The sequence below is a fragment of the Vibrio sp. CDRSL-10 TSBA genome (assembly GCA_039696685.1).
Taxonomy (GTDB): Bacteria; Pseudomonadota; Gammaproteobacteria; order Enterobacterales; family Vibrionaceae; genus Vibrio.
Map to the genome: position 1 here is coordinate 662,780 of CP155565.1, position 18,989 is coordinate 681,768.

The 18,989-nt window shown below is 50.5% G+C and carries 11 protein-coding genes, 1 tRNA gene and 6 pseudogenes; 12 read left to right on the forward strand and 6 right to left on the reverse strand.

The annotated features are described in order from the left end of the window. Positions 1 to 47: 47 nt before the first annotated feature. From ABDK09_03205 to ABDK09_03245, 9 genes and pseudogenes are all read left to right on the forward strand, one after another. A pseudogene (locus ABDK09_03205) lies at positions 48 to 1,209 on the forward strand (glycosyltransferase family 1 protein). After that, a pseudogene (locus ABDK09_03210) lies at positions 1,206 to 2,640 on the forward strand (chain-length determining protein). Before ABDK09_03205 ends, ABDK09_03210 begins: the two co-directional pseudogenes overlap by 4 nt. 180 nt (positions 2,641 to 2,820) lie before the next feature. Next, positions 2,821 to 3,924 (forward strand): glycosyltransferase, encoded by a 1,104-nt coding sequence (locus ABDK09_03215; protein XAW88362.1) that lies wholly within the window; start codon positions 2,821 to 2,823, stop codon positions 3,922 to 3,924. Beyond that, a pseudogene (locus tag ABDK09_03220) lies at positions 3,921 to 5,109 on the forward strand (glycosyltransferase family 2 protein). Before ABDK09_03215 ends, ABDK09_03220 begins: the two are co-directional and overlap by 4 nt. 140 nt (positions 5,110 to 5,249) lie before the next feature. Beyond that, the gene (locus ABDK09_03225) at positions 5,250 to 5,891 is read left to right on the forward strand and encodes a sugar transferase (GenBank protein XAW88363.1); all 642 of its coding nucleotides are present in this window, start codon (positions 5,250 to 5,252) and stop codon (positions 5,889 to 5,891) included. Then, positions 5,891 to 6,517, forward strand: a complete 627-nt coding sequence (locus tag ABDK09_03230; GenBank protein XAW88364.1) for a glycosyltransferase — start codon at positions 5,891 to 5,893, stop codon at positions 6,515 to 6,517. Before ABDK09_03225 ends, ABDK09_03230 begins: the two co-directional genes overlap by 1 nt. Beyond that, positions 6,405 to 7,079 (forward strand): glycosyltransferase, encoded by a 675-nt coding sequence (locus tag ABDK09_03235; protein XAW88365.1) that lies wholly within the window; start codon positions 6,405 to 6,407, stop codon positions 7,077 to 7,079. The genes ABDK09_03230 and ABDK09_03235 overlap by 113 nt, the downstream gene beginning before the upstream one ends. A gap of 369 nt (positions 7,080 to 7,448) precedes the next feature. Beyond that, positions 7,449 to 9,564, forward strand: a pseudogene (locus ABDK09_03240) (LruC domain-containing protein). Between the two features lie 8 nt (positions 9,565 to 9,572). Further along, a complete protein-coding gene (locus ABDK09_03245; GenBank protein ID XAW88366.1) occupies positions 9,573 to 10,055 on the forward strand; it encodes a hypothetical protein in 483 nt (160 codons plus the stop codon). 135 nt (positions 10,056 to 10,190) lie between these two features. On the opposite strand, the gene ABDK09_03250 is transcribed toward ABDK09_03245, so the two are convergent. After that, positions 10,191 to 10,544: a DUF3024 domain-containing protein gene (locus ABDK09_03250; protein ID XAW88367.1), complete on the reverse strand. Its 354-nt coding sequence runs from the start codon at positions 10,542 to 10,544 to the stop codon at positions 10,191 to 10,193. 259 nt (positions 10,545 to 10,803) lie between these two features. Here ABDK09_03250 and ABDK09_03255 point away from each other — a divergent pair. Next, positions 10,804 to 11,620 (forward strand): annotated as a pseudogene (locus ABDK09_03255) (phosphate ABC transporter substrate-binding protein). 131 nt (positions 11,621 to 11,751) lie between these two features. Here the strand turns inward: ABDK09_03255 and ABDK09_03260 are convergent. Together ABDK09_03260 and ABDK09_03265 are read right to left on the reverse strand one after the other, a co-directional pair. Continuing rightward, positions 11,752 to 12,420 carry a MaoC family dehydratase gene (locus ABDK09_03260; GenBank protein ID XAW88368.1) on the reverse strand — a complete coding sequence of 223 codons (669 nt, stop codon included), beginning with the start codon at positions 12,418 to 12,420 and terminating at the stop codon, positions 11,752 to 11,754. A 315-nt stretch (positions 12,421 to 12,735) separates the two neighbouring features. Further along, the gene (locus tag ABDK09_03265) at positions 12,736 to 13,626 is read right to left on the reverse strand and encodes a LysR family transcriptional regulator (protein ID XAW88369.1); all 891 of its coding nucleotides are present in this window, start codon (positions 13,624 to 13,626) and stop codon (positions 12,736 to 12,738) included. A gap of 168 nt (positions 13,627 to 13,794) precedes the next feature. On the opposite strand from ABDK09_03265, the pseudogene ABDK09_03270 reads away from it, so the two are divergent. After that, a pseudogene (locus ABDK09_03270) lies at positions 13,795 to 15,052 on the forward strand (adenylosuccinate synthetase). Positions 15,053 to 15,316: 264 nt separating this feature from the next. Further along, positions 15,317 to 15,407 (forward strand) — tRNA-Ser (locus tag ABDK09_03275). Between the two features lie 107 nt (positions 15,408 to 15,514). On the opposite strand, the gene ABDK09_03280 is transcribed toward ABDK09_03275, so the two are convergent. The 3 genes from ABDK09_03280 to ABDK09_03290 form a co-directional block, all read right to left on the reverse strand. Continuing rightward, complete coding sequence (locus ABDK09_03280) at positions 15,515 to 15,829, reverse strand: ATP-binding cassette domain-containing protein (protein ID XAW88370.1); 315 nt, start codon at positions 15,827 to 15,829, stop codon at positions 15,515 to 15,517. Next, a complete protein-coding gene (locus ABDK09_03285) occupies positions 15,753 to 17,276 on the reverse strand; it encodes an ABC transporter transmembrane domain-containing protein (GenBank protein ID XAW88371.1) in 1,524 nt (507 codons plus the stop codon). The genes ABDK09_03280 and ABDK09_03285 overlap by 77 nt, the downstream gene beginning before the upstream one ends. A gap of 654 nt (positions 17,277 to 17,930) precedes the next feature. Beyond that, positions 17,931 to 18,977 carry a hybrid-cluster NAD(P)-dependent oxidoreductase gene (locus ABDK09_03290; protein XAW88372.1) on the reverse strand — a complete coding sequence of 349 codons (1,047 nt, stop codon included), beginning with the start codon at positions 18,975 to 18,977 and terminating at the stop codon, positions 17,931 to 17,933. Positions 18,978 to 18,989 lie beyond the last annotated feature (12 nt).

Here is an 18,989-nt window from a genome sequence, read left to right on the forward strand (position 1 = left end):
CTGCCACTTATTTCTGGCAGCCACCGCAGCGACACAGGAGAAAAACCATGCGCGATCTGATTGTATTTGGCGAAGATTTTGGCGGTTTACCTTCCAGTACCCAGCATCTGGTCAAACGTCTGGCAAACGAACGCCAGGTGCTGTGGATCAATTCTATTGGTCTGCGTCAACCCGGATTAAACCAACGAGATTTGCAACGGGTATGGCAAAAATTATGTCCGCCAATCAAACTACCACGCGGCGTGCGCCCGGGCAGTCACTCGTCTCAGCCTGCGATGCAGAGCCAGACCTACAGTCCTGCACAGCAGGCCAATATCATCCAGGCCAATCTGCTGACGGTTCCGGCTCCGCGTTTCTCAGCTGGCAAGGAGGGTGGCGCGCGATATGATGCTGATGCAACTTACGCCCAAGATCAACCAGCTCGGACTCAAGCGCCCTATTTTGTGGAGTTCTCTCCCGACCGCTGCCGATCTCTGCTCTCACCTTGATCACAGTGGCGTGGTGTATTATTGCGGAGACGATTTTTCTTCTCTGGCCGGTGTGGATCATGAGGTTGTTTGCCAGCACGAGAAAAACCTGGTTGAGCACGCCGATTTGATTCTGGTCGCCAGCGACCAACTAAAGAATAAGTTCCCGCCGCGCAAGACTCATCTGCTGCCGCACGGAGTGGACAGTACACTCTTTTCACAGCCAGCGCCTCGTGCTGCTGACCTTCCGGTCAGTGACAAACCTATCGCCGGTTTTTACGGTAGTCTCTCTGACTGGCTCGATTACGATTTAATCGATTATTGCGCCACGACTCTTACCGACTGGCAGTTTGTATTTATCGGACCGCAATGTATGGATAATGCGCGCCTGCCACGCCGGCACAATATTCATTATCTGGGTCCGCGTGCCCACCATCAATTACCGGGTTATTCACAGCACTGGACTGTCAGTATGCTGCCTTTCCTGCGTAATCCGCAAATTGACGCCTGTAACCCGCTAAAACTGCTCGAGTATATGGCCGCGGGTCAGCCGATTGCCTCCGTCGATTTTCCTGCCTTGGCCCCTTATCGTCGTTACCTGTATACCGCCGACCACCGACAAGGCTTTGTCGACGCGCTACTCTCTGCGGCTCAGGCAGAACGTATTCCTCCCGGCGCGATCACCGGGCAAAGCTGGGATGACCGCAGTCATTTTCTTAACTGGATGTTGGAGCTGCTATGAAAGATCTCAAATCACACCTGTTTCTTGCACTGACCGCAGCCTGGCGTCGCCGCTACGTTATCGCTATTCCTATCGTAGTGATGCCGCTACTGGCGCTAGGTATCGGTCATATGACTCCGGATATTTATCGTTCCCATACCAGTATGCTGATTCAGGAGTCGGCCAAAATGAATCCTTTCCTGCAGGACATTGCGGTTGAAACCCAGTTTAAAGAACGCATCAACGCACTGAGTACCCTGCTGAAAAGCCGCCATGTACTCGGTACGGTTGCACGTGAACAAGGGCTGATTGATGATGCGACTCCGGCAGCCAGAAGCGAATACATTATTGGTCAGCTGGCAGCCAGCCTGACCGTAAGTCAGACCGGTAAGGACTTTGTCACGATCAGCTTGTCAGCCAGCAAACCTAAGGGCATGAAGGAGATGCTGGAGTCCGTCAGCCACCATTTTATTGAGCAGTTGCTGGCTCCGGAAACGCTCTTCGATTGATGACTCATCCCGTTTTCTGGCAATGCACATTAATAAGCGTCTCGAAGAGCTGCAAACCGCCGAGCAGAATCTGGCTGAGTTTCAGAACTTAAATCCGACGACAACACCTGAGTTTCTGAATGAAAATCTCAGCCGACTGGCAATGCTCAAACAGAATCTGGCCGAAAAAGAGGCCCTGCTGGCCGGCGCTGATAAGGGGCTGGGCAGCCTGGATCAGCAGCTCTCGAGAACCAATCCGGTGTTGGGCAAGATTGAAGAGAAAATCATCGATATCCGCAGCCAGTTGACGCTGCTCACTGCGCGTTACACCAATAGTCACAGCGCGGTGGTGGCTGCTAAACGTGAGCTGGAACGACTGGAGAGAGAGCGGGAAAATCTGCTTAACGAGGGGCATAAAAGCCTGACGAGTGATGTACTTTGGGACATCGCCAGCAGCAACACCACCAGCGATCAAAGTTCAGTGCGTCCTTTGCTGATCACCCAGTTGGAAAACCTGCAAATTGCCCGCAGCCGTTATGAATCCCTAAAAGAGGAGACCAAGGCGATCCAGAACATGATTGCCGCGCTGGAAAAGCAGAACAGTCGCTTTGGCGATGTATCCAAAACCCTCAACAGCCTAAAACGGGAAGTGGAATTCAAGCGCCGTCTGTACGACGAACTGGTTGACCGTTACGAAATGGCCAAGCTGACCGGATCTTTAGGCGCATTTGAACACAGTAAACGGGTCAAGATTATCGACTTGCCCTACACGCCCGGTTCAAAAGCCAATCTGCCTAAGTTCCTTTACGCTGTGATTGGCCTCGTTGCGGGTATCGCGCTTGGCCTCGGGCTGACGGTATTACTCGAATGTACCGATACCCGAATCTACCAACCCAAGACGCTGAATCTCTTGTGTCAGGCACCCGTCCTCAGTGTCATCCCCCGGATCCGCAGCAGTAGCTGATGTGGCTCTCGAATTCGTTCTCAAATTAGTAACCAGGGCCTCCCATCAAGAGAAATTAAAAATAAATGATTGATTTTAAATGATTTAAATTTTGGCACGCTTAATGCCAGATACTGAGAAAGGTGAGAATTTTAATTCCCTGTATTTAAAACTCAGAACGTTTACTGTAAGGATACTCATATGAATAACATCCCTTCTAAAACCGGAAAAAAGATTATTCATGTCGTTCAGCATCTTGCCCCGGGGGGCATTGAAAGTCTGACTCTGGAGCTACTGCGCTTCGCCAATCCTGATGATCAGGTGTTAATCGTCAGCATGGAAGGCAATAAACATGAAGCGTTGCAACGCTGGCCGCGGCTGGCCGAATATCAGCAGCAGATGATATTTCTGGAAAAGCCACCCGGAATCCAGCTTGGTCTGGTTTTTACTCTGGTCAAAGCATTTAAAGGCGTTCGTCCGGACGTCGTCCATACCCATCATCTCGGCCCGCTGATGTACGCCGGTTACGCTGCCAAACTGGCTGGCGTGCCAGTGCGGATCCACACCGAACATGATGCCTGGCATCTTAACAACAGTAAGCATAAACAGATGCAGAGCGTATTACTCAAGGCGGCCAAACCAACCATAGTCGCCGATGCGACCCATGTTAAAGAGCAACTGGATAACCTTTTCCGCTACAGTCGCACCGTAGTGATCAAAAACGGGATTGATTGCAACAAATTCTGCCCGGGTTCAAAAAATCTGGCCCGCCATCGCTTTGATTTACCTCAGGACAAGCTGATCATCGGCTGCGCGGGCCGGCTCGAAAAGGTGAAAGATCATCAGACCGCCATCAAAGCAATGCGATTTTTGCCTGAACACAGCATGCTGGCCATCGCCGGAGAAGGAACACAACGTGAGATGCTGGAAAATCTGGTAGTAAAACTCCATTTGCAGCAGCGGGTACGCTTTATCGGTCAGACCGATCACATGCCGCACTTCTATCAGGCTCTGGATGTGTTCTGCATGCCATCCCTGATGGAAGGTCTGCCTCTGTCCCTGCTCGAAGCGCAGGCCTGTAACATCCCTGTAGTGACAACCGATGTCGGAGCCTCGGCAGAAGCCATGTGTCCCCACACCGGGAAACTGGTTAAAACCGGTGACGTTCCCGGTCTTGCTGCCACCCTGCTGCAAGCCTTGCTGCAAACCAACAGCCATGAGCCGCGTGATTTCGTGCTCAGCAATTTTGAAATTCGCAAAATGGCCAAGGCTTATCACGAACTGGCTTTGGGAGAACTGGCATGACGGACTTACTGACAGCGTTGCTGGTCGTCGTAAGCGGCGGCACTATCCTTTATCACCACGTCGGATACCCATTGTTCTTGCGCTGGTACGCGCGCAGGCACCCGACACAAAACGCGCAACCGGGTTTCGCGCGGCTACATTGCCGGTGTGGCGGATAAGCAGCTACCAAGCGTAACCATTCTGATGCCCGCCTATAACGAAGCGGAATACATTGGCGAGAAAATTCGTAATCTGGCCAGTATTGACTACCCACGCGATAAGCTGAAAGTGTTAATCGTGTGTGATGGTTGCAGTGATGACACTGCTCAAATCGCCACCGCCACTATTCAGGAGGCCATTTGTTCTGACACTTTCTACGAAATAATCAACTGCACAGAAAACCGCGGCAAAGTGGCATTATTGAATGAATTCATTCCGCAAGTTGACACTCACTTATGTGTATTGAGTGATGTTTCCGCGTTAATTTCGGTTGATGCTTTGCTGATAGCTGCCCGCCATATGCAAGACCCGCAAGTCGGTGTGGTCGGTGCCAGTTATCACCTGCTCAATCATCAATTTAATGGTGAGAGTGAATATTGGCGCTATCAGCAGCGAATCAAGCAAACCGAGTCTAGTCTGGGTTCAGTACTCGGTTGCCATGGTGCTTTTTACCTGTTCCGCTCGGAGCTGTTTGAGCCGCTGGCCCAGGACACCATCAATGATGATTTTATGCTGCCAATGCGCATTATTGAAAAACGTTTCAGAGCAGTTTATGAGCCGGCGATGCTCGCGATTGAACTGGAACCGACCGACCAGCCTGCAGACTTTCGCCGCCGACTACGTATCTCAGCGGGCAACATGCAACAGGCGCTGCGTTTATGGCGTTTGTTCAGCCCGGGCCGCAGCGGGGTCGCCTTTACCTTCTTTTCCGGCAAAGGCTTACGTCTGCTCACCCCATACTTCCTGATACTGATGCTGATCTTGCCTGCCACGCACCTGGATCAATGGTGGTATCAGTTGCTCGCCGCCGCTCAGGGGCTCTTCTATCTCATCGCGCTGGCCGGTTGGTTAAGCCCGGCGCTGAGAAGCAACCGAATTGTTGGCTTGGTAACTTATTTCGTCGCGGGCCACAGCGCAAGCCTGATCGGTGGATGGCAGTACCTGATTAGCGGGCGTGGCTGGCGCAAAAGCCAGCCGCAGCACTAACACTAGATTTATTATGCATACCGGCTCATTCCTGGTATCAGGCAAATAACAAACCAGACGCAATGACAGAATGACAGAATGACAGAATGACAGAATGACAGAATGACAGAATGACAGAATGACAAGCCAAGGAGTCAATCATGTTAAACATTATTCAAGGACCGATACATATTTCCCGCGCCAAGCGTGTGTTTGATTTCACTGTGGCAACCCTGCTATTGGCCATGGTGTTACCCCTGTTTCCTCTTATCGCTGCAGCAATAAAACTGGGGTCTCGCGGACCGGTTTTCTATACCCAGTTACGGGTCGGTTACTACACACCGGAAAAAGCACACCTGTTTCATATCATTAAATTCCGCACCATGTACCAGGACTGTGAAAGCCGCAGCGGCGCATGCTGGGCAACCGAAAATGACCCTCGCATCACCCCAATCGGGCGTTTCATGCGTAAAACCCGTCTCGATGAACTGCCTCAGCTGATCAACGTGGTCAAAGGCGAAATGTCGCTGATTGGTCCGCGACCGGAACGTCCCTGCTTCTACAGCAAACTGGAAAACGCCATTCCCTTTTTTGCCGAGCGAACTTACGGACTGCTGCCGGGGATTACCGGACTGGCCCAGGTCAGTCAGGGATACGATACCTGTATTGATGATGTGCGTCGCAAAGTAGGATTTGACCATGGTTACGCCCTCGCTCTGAGCTCTTTCAAAACCTGGCTGGCGATGGATTTGTTGATTTTATGTAAGACCATCTCAGTGGTCATTATGGGCAGGGGGCAGTAATGATTAAACTCCTCTATGTGCACTACGGTGATAACTGGTTACGCGGCAGTGAAGTCTGCCTGCTCAATCTGCTCAAGAGTCTGGACACCCAACGTTTTATGCCCGTACTGTGGACCAATAATCCGCAGTTACATCAACAGGCTCAAGAATTGGGGATCACCTCCGAACTCAGTACATTCCGGGTACTCTTTGGCTGGCCAGGTCAGCGCGCTTCTTTGTCGCAATACTTGCGCCAGATAAACAAGGCTATCGCTTTAATTCGCGAGCATGATATTCAGCTGATTCATGTTAACAGCGGCGCGCCCTGTCAATGGATGTGGTGGGCAGCCAAACGCTGCTCGGTACCCATGCTGACCCAGTTGCACAGCGATTACACTCTGCGCGACAGGCTTCGCCTCTGCCTGCATTTGTCTCCGCATTTGGTAACTGTCAGTCATGCCATCAGCACCAAACTGCACGGTGAAGGTTATCCGCAGCAACAACTGAGCGTCGTGCACAATGGTATCGATATTGATGAACTGCAAGCTCAGCCGGTGCACTGCGTTTCGCACGGCTCTGGGTCTGCCGCCGGACTGCAAAGTGATTGCCAGTGTCGGATCATTAATTTATCGCAAAGGCATGGATAGACTTATCCGTATGGTAGCCAACCTGAAACAAAGCGATGTCCATTTAGTCATTATCGGTGATGGTCCTGAGAAACACGCTCTGGAACAACTGGCGGCGGAGCTGGATGTCCGTTCACAAATACACCTGGTCGGTGAGCAAGCCAATGTCTGCGGCTGGCTGCGTGGCGGAGTGGACCTGTTTATCAGCGGCACACGTGATGAAGCGTTTGGTCTGGTGTTGGCGGAAGCGGCGATTGCTGGCGTACCTGTGATTGCACCGAGAGTTGGCGGCATACCGGAAGTCCTGCAACACGACAGCTCAGCGCTGCTCTACGACCCGCAGCAGCCGCAATTATTAGCGCACTTCACCGAACAACTACTGACGGATCGCTGCACCGCTCAAACCTTGAGTCAATGTGCTTATCTGCGTGCCATCAGCCAGTTTTCCCTGCAGGCAAATACCAGCAAGCTGTCCAGTCTCTACGAGGAGTTGCTGACTAGTACACAATACTGTCGAAGACCGGCGTGGTTTGACAGCTTGCGTCCCCTCAGAGCGCTCTCCGCCAGTCATTTTTCACGCTGACTTGAGGTCGCTCTGGCTCAACACATATGACTGACAATATTCATAATAGAATACAGCCCGCACTCGATGCGGGCTGCTTGGTTACTGCGAACCTGTTTTTGTAACGCTGTTGGCGATTAACAATCACTACAGTTTCAATCACTACAGGTTCAATAACTCCATTGGTCCAGTCACTCTTTGGGGCAATATGGATCTCCCCTCCCATCAATATCATTCTCAAAATGATTCTCAGGATGTCACCCTTCACAAGGCAAAATCCCAACCAATTGATTTAAATACACTTTAAATCAGGCATGCAAATTGAAACCTCAGCCAATACCACAGGTAAAACATCATTCGCTTAATGTACTGGCCAAGGGAGGCACATGAATGAAACCAATAAAACTCTTAGGGTTAAGCTCGTTGCTCTGCGCTTCTGCTGCATTTTCCCAACCGTTCGAATCCTGTCCCAGTAAAGCCTTTTTGTTCCAGTCTCAACCTGTTCAGGTCTACGGTGTCAATCTGGTCACAGGTAACACTTCACTGCTGCAAGGCAATACTGGCACCAGCAGCAACATCAACGCGGTCGGTTTCGATTTCGACAGCCGTTATATCTTTGGTTACGACACCACGCTAAAGCAAGTCGTGCGGCTGGATAAAGACTTCAATGTATCCCAAGTTGCTACCAGCGGACTGCCAAGCGACTACACCTTTTTTGTCGGCGATGTCTATAACAAACATTACTACCTTTACCGTAAAGGCAAAGGACTATTTCGTATTGATCTTTCCCCTCTCGACAATGACCCGGATGCGGTCCTTGTGGTGGAGCAAATAAGCGCTCAGGCAACCGTTGCTCTCACCGACTTTGCGTTCCATCCCGGTAACGGCAATCTGTACGGAGTCGACAACAACAGCGGAGCTTTGTATGCCTTTGACATCAATGATGGCAGTACAACCTACATTGGTGATACCGGTGAAACGGGTACGTTTGGCGCCGGCTATTTTGACGCCGATGGTTACTATTATGTCTCACGTAACCAGGACGGCGATATATTCCGTATTGACCTGTCAAATGATGCCAATCTTCAGTCCGGAAACGTCAGCGCGGTAAAATTTGCTTCAGGCCCGTCATCCAGTCAAAACGATGGTGCCCGCTGCGCACAGGCTCCGCTCATTGATGAAGACTCAACCATTGATTTTGGCGATGCTCCTGACAGTTATGCCACCACTCTGGTCAGTAATGGGCCGAGACACCAGCTTGATGGCGTCACCTGGCTGGGTGACGGCGCTCCGGATGGTGAACAGGATGGCATGGTCGGTTCACTGAGTGATAACGCGACTGGCATTAACGATGAAGAAGGTATCTATTTTGTAACGGCTCTGGAGGCTGGTCTGGACGCAATGGCAGTAGCAGACGCCTCCACCAGCGGGTATCTCTCACTATGGGTAGACTGGAATCAGGACGGCGATTTCGCTGATCAGGGTGAACAAGTCCTTACCGACAACCTGCTGCAAGCCGGGTTAAATACTCTCTATTTATCGGTACCTCTGAACGCCACAGAAGGCCCGACCTGGATGCGCGCCCGTTTCAGTCAGCAAACCGGCCTCAGCTATTTTGGAGGTGCCGGCTCCGGTGAAGTCGAAGACCACCAGATTTATGTCACCGCAACCGGAATCACAGTACGTCATTTTCCGAGTGAAACCGGCTACGCCACTCTGGCCTACGAAGACAACTGGCCACATACCGCAGACTACGATATGAATGATGTGGTCATCCATTATCGCATTACAGAATTCGTGGAAGACGGCGCGGTGCGTAAAAGCTTTATTCAGGGCAGGCTCGCCGCTATCGGTGCCGACTATCACAATGGTTTTGCCATTCGTTTGCAGGGGCTGTCACGCGATGCAGTTGATCCTCAGCTAAGCCGTCGATATCACAATCAGCAATTACTGAGCGAAAGCGGACTGGAATCCGATACTTCGGAAGCCATCTTCATCGTATCTGACGATATCACCACTAAAAAAACTGCGCAGTGTGAGTATTACCGCACGCGTCAGGAGTGCCGGGAGGAAGAATCATTCCAGTTCGAAATCCATATTGCAATAAAAGAGAGTGCCGACAGCAGCACTCTTGTCGGTATGCCTTATGACCCCTTTATTTTCGCAACACCCGGCTATTACCACGGTGAAGAAACTGCCTTTCCAACCCGGACGCAGCTGGGAAGTTCACCTGCCCGATCAATCCCCGACCGAGAAGTTTGACGGTGAAGCCATGTGGGGATTGGGAGTCGATGGCAGCATTCCTGAACAAGGAATCTACTTTAAAACCACCACCAACCTGCCCTGGGCACTGCTGATGAATCAGGAATGGCAATGGCCGCTTGAACGCGCTGACCTGGTTCGGGCATATCCAAAATTTGCCGACTTTGCTGAAAGTGCCGGTGCACGAGAGCAGCAATGGTATCTGCACAAAAATGCCCAGTCAGAATTCATCTACCAACCATGAGGTGCACTATGAAAATCAACTTACTGACATTGACCACTGCATTACTCCTGATTGGTTGCGGAGGTGGTGGTGGCGGTGGTGGCGAACCCACTTCATCCGCACCCGCCAGTCCGGTTGCAGCCGGTCAGCCGGCTGCGCAACGCACTATGGAAGATTTAAGTGTACCGGATGGGTTTAGTTACCGAACCGAGCTGCAAGTGAACCTGACCGTGAATGCCGATTCCCTGCCTGCAGGTCAGCATACACTGTCCATTTATAGCTCTTTTAGTGCGGATAGTAATGAACGAGTCACGCCGGTGCGCAGCAGTCGTCTTCTGACCGCTGCATTAACCGACAACAAGCTGGAAACACAATTGGTACTACCGGCCGGCACTACGCAGTTACTGTTTGAGGTTTGGACTATGGGGAACAACAGCCCACAACGCAGTTTAATCACGCTCGATCAGCAAGCACTCAATCAGGATCCGGCAGTGGCAGACGTGACGTTATAAACTGCAACGGGCGGGTCAATAAAGCGCCTGCTATTCAAACAACGAATCGGATCAACCCGGTTCGTTGTCTCACGTTTATTTGAAGCGAAAAGATGCTTTAAACGATGACATGATGGATAAGAGAAAACAGCACGTTCAGCTCCAGAAATAGGATTTCGGATCTTTTTCTATTTCACGAATCAGGGCTGTCAGATCGCCGCTTTTAGACAGGTACGGATAAGGCACCCACTCTGGCGTCTCGTCCTGGTTAGAAGGCACATACAGGCCCCATAAGCTGTGGCTCTCTTCCCAAATCACCTTTGCCACCAGGCTGGTGTAATCACAATGACTTGAATCGAGTTTGAAGTGGCTTTGAACAAAGTGCACGCCATTTTCTATTGGCTCAAAACCCGATTTGCCCAGTTCTGCAGGCAAACTCTGGTTGCGGTTGGCGCATGCGACCTCCGCTCGTCGTTCAATTTGACGCTGCAGTAAATTAATAACTGTCATGACTTCCTTAACGCCCTGATAAGCAAACCAGCCTCTAGTATCGCGTAAACTTACAACTATTACTATGATCTCAAAGTGTTTTGAGTATAACCCATACCGAGATTGTTGATCTTTTAATCGCCAAGCCAAGCAACTATTAACACGGCCTCTTTGCCGGCCAAACCTGGCATGTGCGTGCTTTTACTCCGGCATTCACAAAACTGTCACATCAGCGACATACCATAACGCTTTGTCTCTCATCGATTTTGGAGTTTAATTTATGTTACGGGTAGTGCTTGCCGCTGTTTACTCCCTTTGTTTATTTACTTCTTTTGCGCAAGCCAGTGAAATCAACGTCTCTGGTTCTACATCCGTCGCGCGCCTGATGGACGTGCTGGCAGAAGAATACAACGCCTCACATCCCGATACGTACATCGCCGTGCAAGGTGTCGGTTCTACTGCAGGGATTACTTTGCTGAAAAAAGGCGTCAGTGATATCGCGATGAGCTCGCGTTACCTGACAGAAAGTGAAGAAGAAAATCTCGCTACTTTTACCATCGCGTTTCGACGGCCTGGCCGTGGTCATCAACCGCGTTAACCCGGTGAGCAACCTGACTCGTCAGCAACTGTACGATATCTACAAAGGCAATATCACCAACTGGAAACAGGTCGGCGGTCACGATCAAAAAATCGCCGTTGTGACACGTGAAGCCTCATCCGGCACCCGCTACAGCTTTGAGAGCCTGCTTGGCCTGACCACCATCGTCAATGAACGCCTGGTATCAGACATCAACCCAAACAACCTGGTCGTTAACAGCAACAGCATGGTCAAGACCTTGGTCAACCATAACACTCAGGCGATTGGTTTTATCTCTACCGGTTCTGTCGATAAATCAGTCAAAGCGATCAGCTTTGAAGGTGTTGCACCGAGTGCAACAACCATTGCTGAGCATAAATATGAGCTGTCACGCCCATTCCTGATTCTGCACTATGCTCATAAAGAGAATAAGGAAGTCAAAGCGTTTCTGGACTTCCTGCACTCGCCACGCGCGGTTGAGCGCATCGTCGAATATGGCTACATTCCTGTGACCAAATAAGCGGCGCAAGATTACAGACACAAAAAAGGAGAGCAAATGCTCTCCTTTTTATCTCAGCAATAAACTATTTCATGAAGAAAATACTATTTCATAAAGAAACTATTACTTCACAAAAATTCGTATATCAGCGATCAAAAATGCAACTGAATCACTGAAACCACCACACAACCCGGGCGGCGAATGCCTTCGATCTCAACTTTGATTTCACGTTCGATTTCCAACCCTTTTTTAATAGGGGTCACCTTCGACAACGTGCTGACCGCACGAACTCGACTGCCAGACTTGACCGGGTAAGGAAAACGTACAGAGTTAAGGCCGATGTTCACCACCAGTTTTGCGGTTGGGAACAGAGCATTTGTTTCATCGACGCTGTCAGTCAGTTTTGGCAACAACGACAGAGTCAGAAAACCATGGGCAATAGTCGTCTTAAACGGAGATTCCGCTTCAGCACGCTGTGGATCAGTGTGAATCCATTGCTTATCTTCCGTGACAGCTCCAAACTGATTGATGCGCTCTTGATCCACGAGCATCCAGTCACCCACGTGGATGACTTCGCCAATTTGGGGCATCAGTTCATCGTACACTGCCTGCGCTTCGGGCTTCAGCACGATTGGCTCAGGAATTTGTACGTCTTCATTCGCCGGATGGAACTCTTTTAACCAAGAGAACAACTGACGATTGTTGGCTTTGCCTAAGAACTCGTCCCAATATTCGCGCATAGCGGGAGTGACCCACTGCTTAGATTCAGCGTGCTTGACCAAATTTTCTGCACGATGCTTAAATAAATCCGCGACTTTCATCAAAACCTCATTCTTAACTAAGAAGAAATGCTACCCCGCTAATTTTGAAGTACTTCACAGTAACCTGCAAATACTTTCGGGCGTACAAGCGTTTACTCAAACACCATTTCCCCATTAAATTCAAAAACTTACTAATAAAACATTATTTTATTAGGGTTTCAGCAATTAGAGTAAAAACACGATTAATATGGATATTATTTAACCGCTGGTTTTGATTAAAGCGGCATCCATAACTGTAGACAATCGTTACCAACTTAAGCAAATTGTTGAGTATTTAACGCCAGTCAGGACTTTTTAGCCTCCCCGTACGGTATATCAGCCATTGACATGTGGTGAACGAACAATCTCTTCATCAACCCAGTGCAACAACTTTTTCATCGCTTTGGACAGCACCTGATTCTGGCGCACGATGTAACCCAGACTGGCCGAAGGAAATGATGGTAAAGGCGTAATATCCGACTGCAGATTCAGCTTAGGATGCAGTGCAAAATCCGGCACAATCGCAATACCAAACCCCGCTTCGGCCCAGTCTATCTGCGCATCCACACTACCCACTTCCATAATGCGGTAATCAGGCAGCTTTAATTCGGCCAAGGCCGGGTCAATCAGATCCCGCGTGCGGGTATCGTGACCTAACAGAATCAGGGTTGGTGCTTCAAGATTACCGACCGTTTCGCCCCGTTGCCATGCGGCTAAATTATTACCCAGCGCGCGCCACTTCACCTGTTTCAGCTCGACAAAATGCAGCGGCTGACTCTCCTTCTGCGCCATCACAAACCCCAAATCAGCTTTGGCATTTTTGACCAGATCCGCCGCCTGAGAAGAAGTGGTATTGAGCAAGGTCAGGTCGATGCCGGGAAACTCGGACTTGAACGACTGAAACGGGCTGATCAGCAACCAGCGCGAGATAATATCGCTGGCCGCTATCGTCATCGTTCCCTGGCATAAATCATTGATCGCATTAAGATCTGCCTGACAACTTTGTAGCTCCATCAAGGTGTTTTGTGCACTCTGCAATAAACGTTTTCCGGCCTGGGTTAAGCGAAACGGATTACGTTCAATCAGCTTCACCCGGGTCGTTTGCTCGAGTTGTTTGATGTGCAGGCTGACATTAGGTTGGGTCATATGCAGTTCATTGGCCGCTTTACCAAAATGTTCCAGCCTGGCCAGGGTGACAAAGGTGTTAAGCCAGTGCAGATCAAGCATCGCAAGTCCTCGTAAATCAATATGATTGCAGACCGCCTTTTCGCTCACGGTCAATGGCGGGCAAAATATCCCGATATGGAATCCTTATCAAGTTAATAATAATAATTAATTTTTCTTATTCTCGCCGTCCCCCTAGGATAAATGCGTAACTTTTGAGGAGATAAAAACATGTCGTCTATCGTTGTTGTTGGTGCAAACTGGGGTGATGAAGGTAAAGGCCGTATCGTGGACTATTTAGCAGATAGCGCCGCAGCGAGCATCCGTTTCCAAGGCGGTAATAACGCCGGTCACACCGTAGTTAATGATCTGGGTACATTCAAACTGCACCAGCTGCCAAGCGGCGTGTTCAACCCGGGTTGTCTGGCGGTTTCTTGGCCCTGGCATGGTCATCAGTCCTGCTCCGCTTTCTCAGGAAATCGAAGAAGTAAAAGCAGCCGGCGTTAACGTGAACCTGTGCATTTCAGACCGCGCCACCCTGTGTCTGCCTATCCACGCACTGGAAGATACACTGGAAGAAGTTCGTCTCGGTGACGGCGCTTACGGCTCAACCCGTCAGGGTATCGCGCCGGCTTACGGCGACCGCGTGATGAAAAAAGGCATCCTGGTCGGCTGGCTGAAACAACCTGAAGTACTGCGTGAGCGCATCCAGTTCATGCTGGACTGGAAACTGCCACAACTGAAAGCGCTGTACCCGACGTTTGAATTTTCTCAGACCGCTCAAGAGATGACAGACTGGCTGCTGGAAGTGTCTGCGCCATGGCGTGATGCGATCTGCAACGTCAGCGAACCACTGAAAGCACTGCAAGCCAAAGATCAAAACCTGCTGTTTGAAGCGCAGCTGGGTGCCGGTCGTGACCTGGTTTACGGTGAATACCCGTGGACAACGTCATCAAACGTAACCGCAGCATACGCTGGTCTGGGCAGCGGCCTTCCCGCTCTGCGTCCGGAGCGCGTTATCGCTGTAGCGAAATCGTTCAGTTCATCAGTAGGCACCGGCACTCTGATCACTGCAATGGAAGAGCAGGACAACTTCCGTGAAGCCGCCAACGAATATGGCGCAGTAACGGGTCGTCCACGTGACATGGGTTACTTTGACGCAGTTGCAACCCGCAACGGTGTTGAGCTGCAAGCGGCCACTGAAGTCGCACTGACCAAACTGGACTGCCTGTCTGGTATGCAGGATCTGAAGATCTGCGTCAGCTACGACGGCGAGCACAGCGAAAACCCAATCTGGCCACAAACCTCTTCTCTGGCTCCGGTTTACGAGCAAATGGAAGGCTGGGTTGAAGACATCACAGGCTGTCGCACCTTCGAAAGCCTGCCAAAAGCGGCACAGCAATACGTACTGCGTGTCGAAGAGCTGATGGGTGTGCCAGTGAAGATGATCTCAGTCGGCCCTGAACGTGCCCAGATGATTCTGCGTTAATCACTGCAGCTGAACGACTTCTTGCTAAGAGAATGTCCTGAGCGAACGATAACTAAGATCGATTGCTGAAAGCATAGCTAAAAGGCTGACTCCGATGAGTCAGCCTTTTTACTTTGCCACACACAACCAAAGACTTCCCTTTTATCAACCAAAAGCCAGCCGCGCGATATCATACAAATCACAAAAAATGGTTGTATATTGTTCACTTAGCACAAAAGTGTATTTACAACCCCATCAACGGCGCGTATTATTCATCGCACTTACGGAGAGATGGCTGAGTGGTTGAAAGCACCGGTCTTGAAAACCGGCGTACGTTAATAGCGTACCTAGGGTTCAAATCCCTATCTCTCCGCCACATTCGAAAAGCCGCTGATTGTTCAGCGGCTTTTTTTGTATCTGCCATAACTCCTAGCGGCCTGCCTTACTGCCACAGCAAGCCACTAAACTAGCGACAATCCGTCATCATTCCAGGTGCTTAAACTGCAGTGCCACCAGCCGTTGGTAGAGATCGCAGGTTTGCATCAGTGACTGGTGATTACCGATATCGACCAGTTGACCGCCATCTAATACTGCTATCTTGTCTGCGTGCTGAATGGTCGATAGACGATGCGCAATGATCAGCGTGGTGCGGCCTTTCATTAGCGCTTCCAGCGCCTGCTGCACATGATGTTCACTTTCGCTGTCCAGAGCGCTGGTCGCTTCATCCAACAACAGAACTTTCGGGTCTTTCAGAATCGCGCGGGCAATCGCGATGCGTTGTTTCTGGCCACCCGACAAGCGGACGCCGCGTTTCTCCTAAAAAGCTGTGATAACCTTCCGGCAGCTTTTCGATAAATTCATGCGCATGGGCCTTTTTCGCAGCTTCAATAACCTGCTCATCGGTGGCTTGCGGGTTGCCATAGCGAATATTGTGGAACACATCGTGGCTGAACAAAGCGGGCTGCTGGGGTACCAGCGCCATTTGACGGCGCAGATCGTCCGGATCGAACTGGCGAATATCAACACCACCAAACAACACCCGGCCCTGCTGCGGGTCGTAAAAGCGTTGCAGCAATTCGAACAAGGTGGTTTTACCTGCTCCGGACGGCCCAACCAGTGCCAGGACTTTGCCCTCCGCTGCTGTCAGGTTTAATGCCTGAATCGCCGCTTGGTTAGGACGGGAGGGATAGTTGAAGCTGACCGAGTCAAACGTCACCTCGGCAGGCAGAGTTTCGGTGATGGCGACACAATTGTTCGGCGCACTGATGTCACTCTTGACCTGCAGGATCTCAATCAGCCTTTCGGTTGCGCCAGCTGCTCTTTGCAGTTCACCCAGCACTTCAGAAATCGTCGCCATCGAAGAGGCAACCATAATGGCATAAAACACAAAAGCGCCCAGATTACCCGCCGACATTTTACCCTGAATGACATCGCTGCCGCCGACCCAGAGCATGCCTGCGATTGCGCTAAACACGATAACAATCACACCAGAGATTAAAATCGCCCGCTGCTTGACCCGCTGACGGCCAACCTCAAACGCTTTTTCGACTTCTGCAGCAAAGGCGGCTTTTTCGTAAGGTTCGGAGTTAAAACTCTGCACCGTTTTTATGTGCTCGATGGCTTCACCGGCATAGCTGCCGACATCTGCCATTGAGTCCTGGCTTTTGCGTGACAGCGCACGCACGCGTCGTCCATAAACCAGGATCGGCACTAAAACAAAAGGCACCGAGGCCAGCACGATCAGGGTGAGTTTAAAGTTGGTCGCAAACAGCATGATGATCGCCCCGACACACATTAAGGCGCTGCGCATGGCCATCGAAAATGAGGAACCAATGATGCTCTGCAGCAACGTGGTGTCAGTTGTGAGGCGCGACATGATATCGCCGCTGCTGTTGGTTTCAAAATAACTGGGATGCAGCGAAATCACATGGTTAAACACCGCCAGGCGAATATCCGCACTGACCCGCTCCCCCACCGATGAAACCAGATAGAAGCGAAAGAAGGTGCCAATCGCAATACATAAGGTGATAGCGACAATATACTGAATCGCACTGGTCAGCTCTTGCAGTGACTGCTGAGCGAAACCCTGATCAATCAGAATACGCACCCCGTATCCGACCGACAAAGTCAGGCTCGCCGTCGCCACTAACGCCACAAGGGCAGCAGCGACCCGCCATTTATAGGGCGCGACGAAGATGCTGAGTTTAAAAAGAATGCCGAGATTTTTGTTATTTTTACCGCTCATGAATGGCCAACAACGCTATTGTGATTGTTGGCATAGTAAATCACTTTGTGCACTGCAACCAGTCACGAGTTGTCTGGCATAAGTTGACCTGCTGTAGCGGATGGTTAACTATGTGCTCAATTGATTATGATGTATGAGGCAACGACACACAGTCGTTCAGGAACTCAGTAATAAGGACATGACGTGGAAATAATCAGAAGCCAGGAATTTACCGCAGACAGAGCCTGGGGCGCCAGGGATATCGCGAACATGAGTGGTGTCACCACGCGTTTACATTGGACCGATAAACCGTACATCTGGCACGTCAATGATGGTGAAGAAGTCTTTGCTGTAATGCACGGCGTGGTCAAAATGCTTTATAAAGAGAAACGGCGAGACAAAATCTGCGATTTTAAATGCCGGGGATATTTTCTTTGCCTCCGTCGGCACCGAACATGTCGCTCATCCTCAAGGTGAAGCCAGAATCTTAGTCATCGAGCGTGAAGGCAGTATTTAACGATCTGCAGCGTTGATGACCACAACCTGATGCTTAAGGTAAATACTTCACAATAGAATTTGTGCAAACAAAAATGGCCCGCTTGAATCGAACTCAGCAGAGCCATTTGAATATTTAGATGAACGAGCCAAGGCAGCACAGCTAAACCGTTGCCCGCCCTAGCCTAACTGCACTTGCAGATCCGATTCCACTGATGAAGAGCAGGCCAGAACATAGCCCTGCTCAATCTCTTGCGGTGTCAGCGTCTGCTGACTGGTCGAGGTGACACTGCCCGTTTCAACTTTGCATTTACACGACCCACAAATCCCGCTGCGGCACGCAGCGATGATCGGCAGCCCTGCATTCTCCAATACCTCAACCAGTGGTTGCCCTTTTTGCGCTTCTATACTCTGACCAAAGTCAGGGACAAACACGTTAACCGTTTCATCAGCAAGGTCAGCGTGTTGGCTGGTTGCCGGGGTAAAACTCTCCTGATGAAAGTTGGCCATATCAAAATTAAGGGCGGCTAAATAACCCTGTACATCTTGCATAAACTGATTTGGGCCGCACAGGTAAATCGTGCGCTGCTCTAGATCCGGCACCAGTTCACGCAACCAGTCTTGATTGAGGCGACCTTGTGGATAGCGGGTGCCTGCCCTGTTTTTCAGCAGCAACTGCAAATCAAAGTTGGGATAGATGGCGTGCAATGTTTCTAGCTGGTCGTAATAAATGGTGTCGGCAGCGCTGCGTGCGATGTGCAGAAACGTAATATGCACATCACTTTCCGCGTTATGCAGCCAGTATTTTGCCATGGCAAAGACCGGCGTAATACCGCATCCGGCACTGATCAGCAGCGTTTTAGCGCCCTGTTGAGACTGGACAGGCGGATGATCAATGCAGTTAAAATCTCCTGCCGGAGGCAGTGCTTGAACCGTATCACCGGGTGACAGGTAATCAAGGACAAAGTTAGAGACCTTGCCGCCATCGACTCGCTTAATCGTCAGTTGAAGATAATCTTCATCGTTCATTGAGCTGATGGAGTAGGCACGAAATTCGCTCCGGCCGTCAATCTCTACTCCGAGGTTAATAAACTGGCCGGGCTTGAAGCGGAACAGTAACGCTGGATTGAGCGCTGCCAGTTTGATGCTGACGCTGTCCCGGGTTTCAGTAATCTTATCAATACAGCGCAGGGTGACGGGCTGCTGACCTTGCCATTCAAAAAACATTATCTTCTCTTT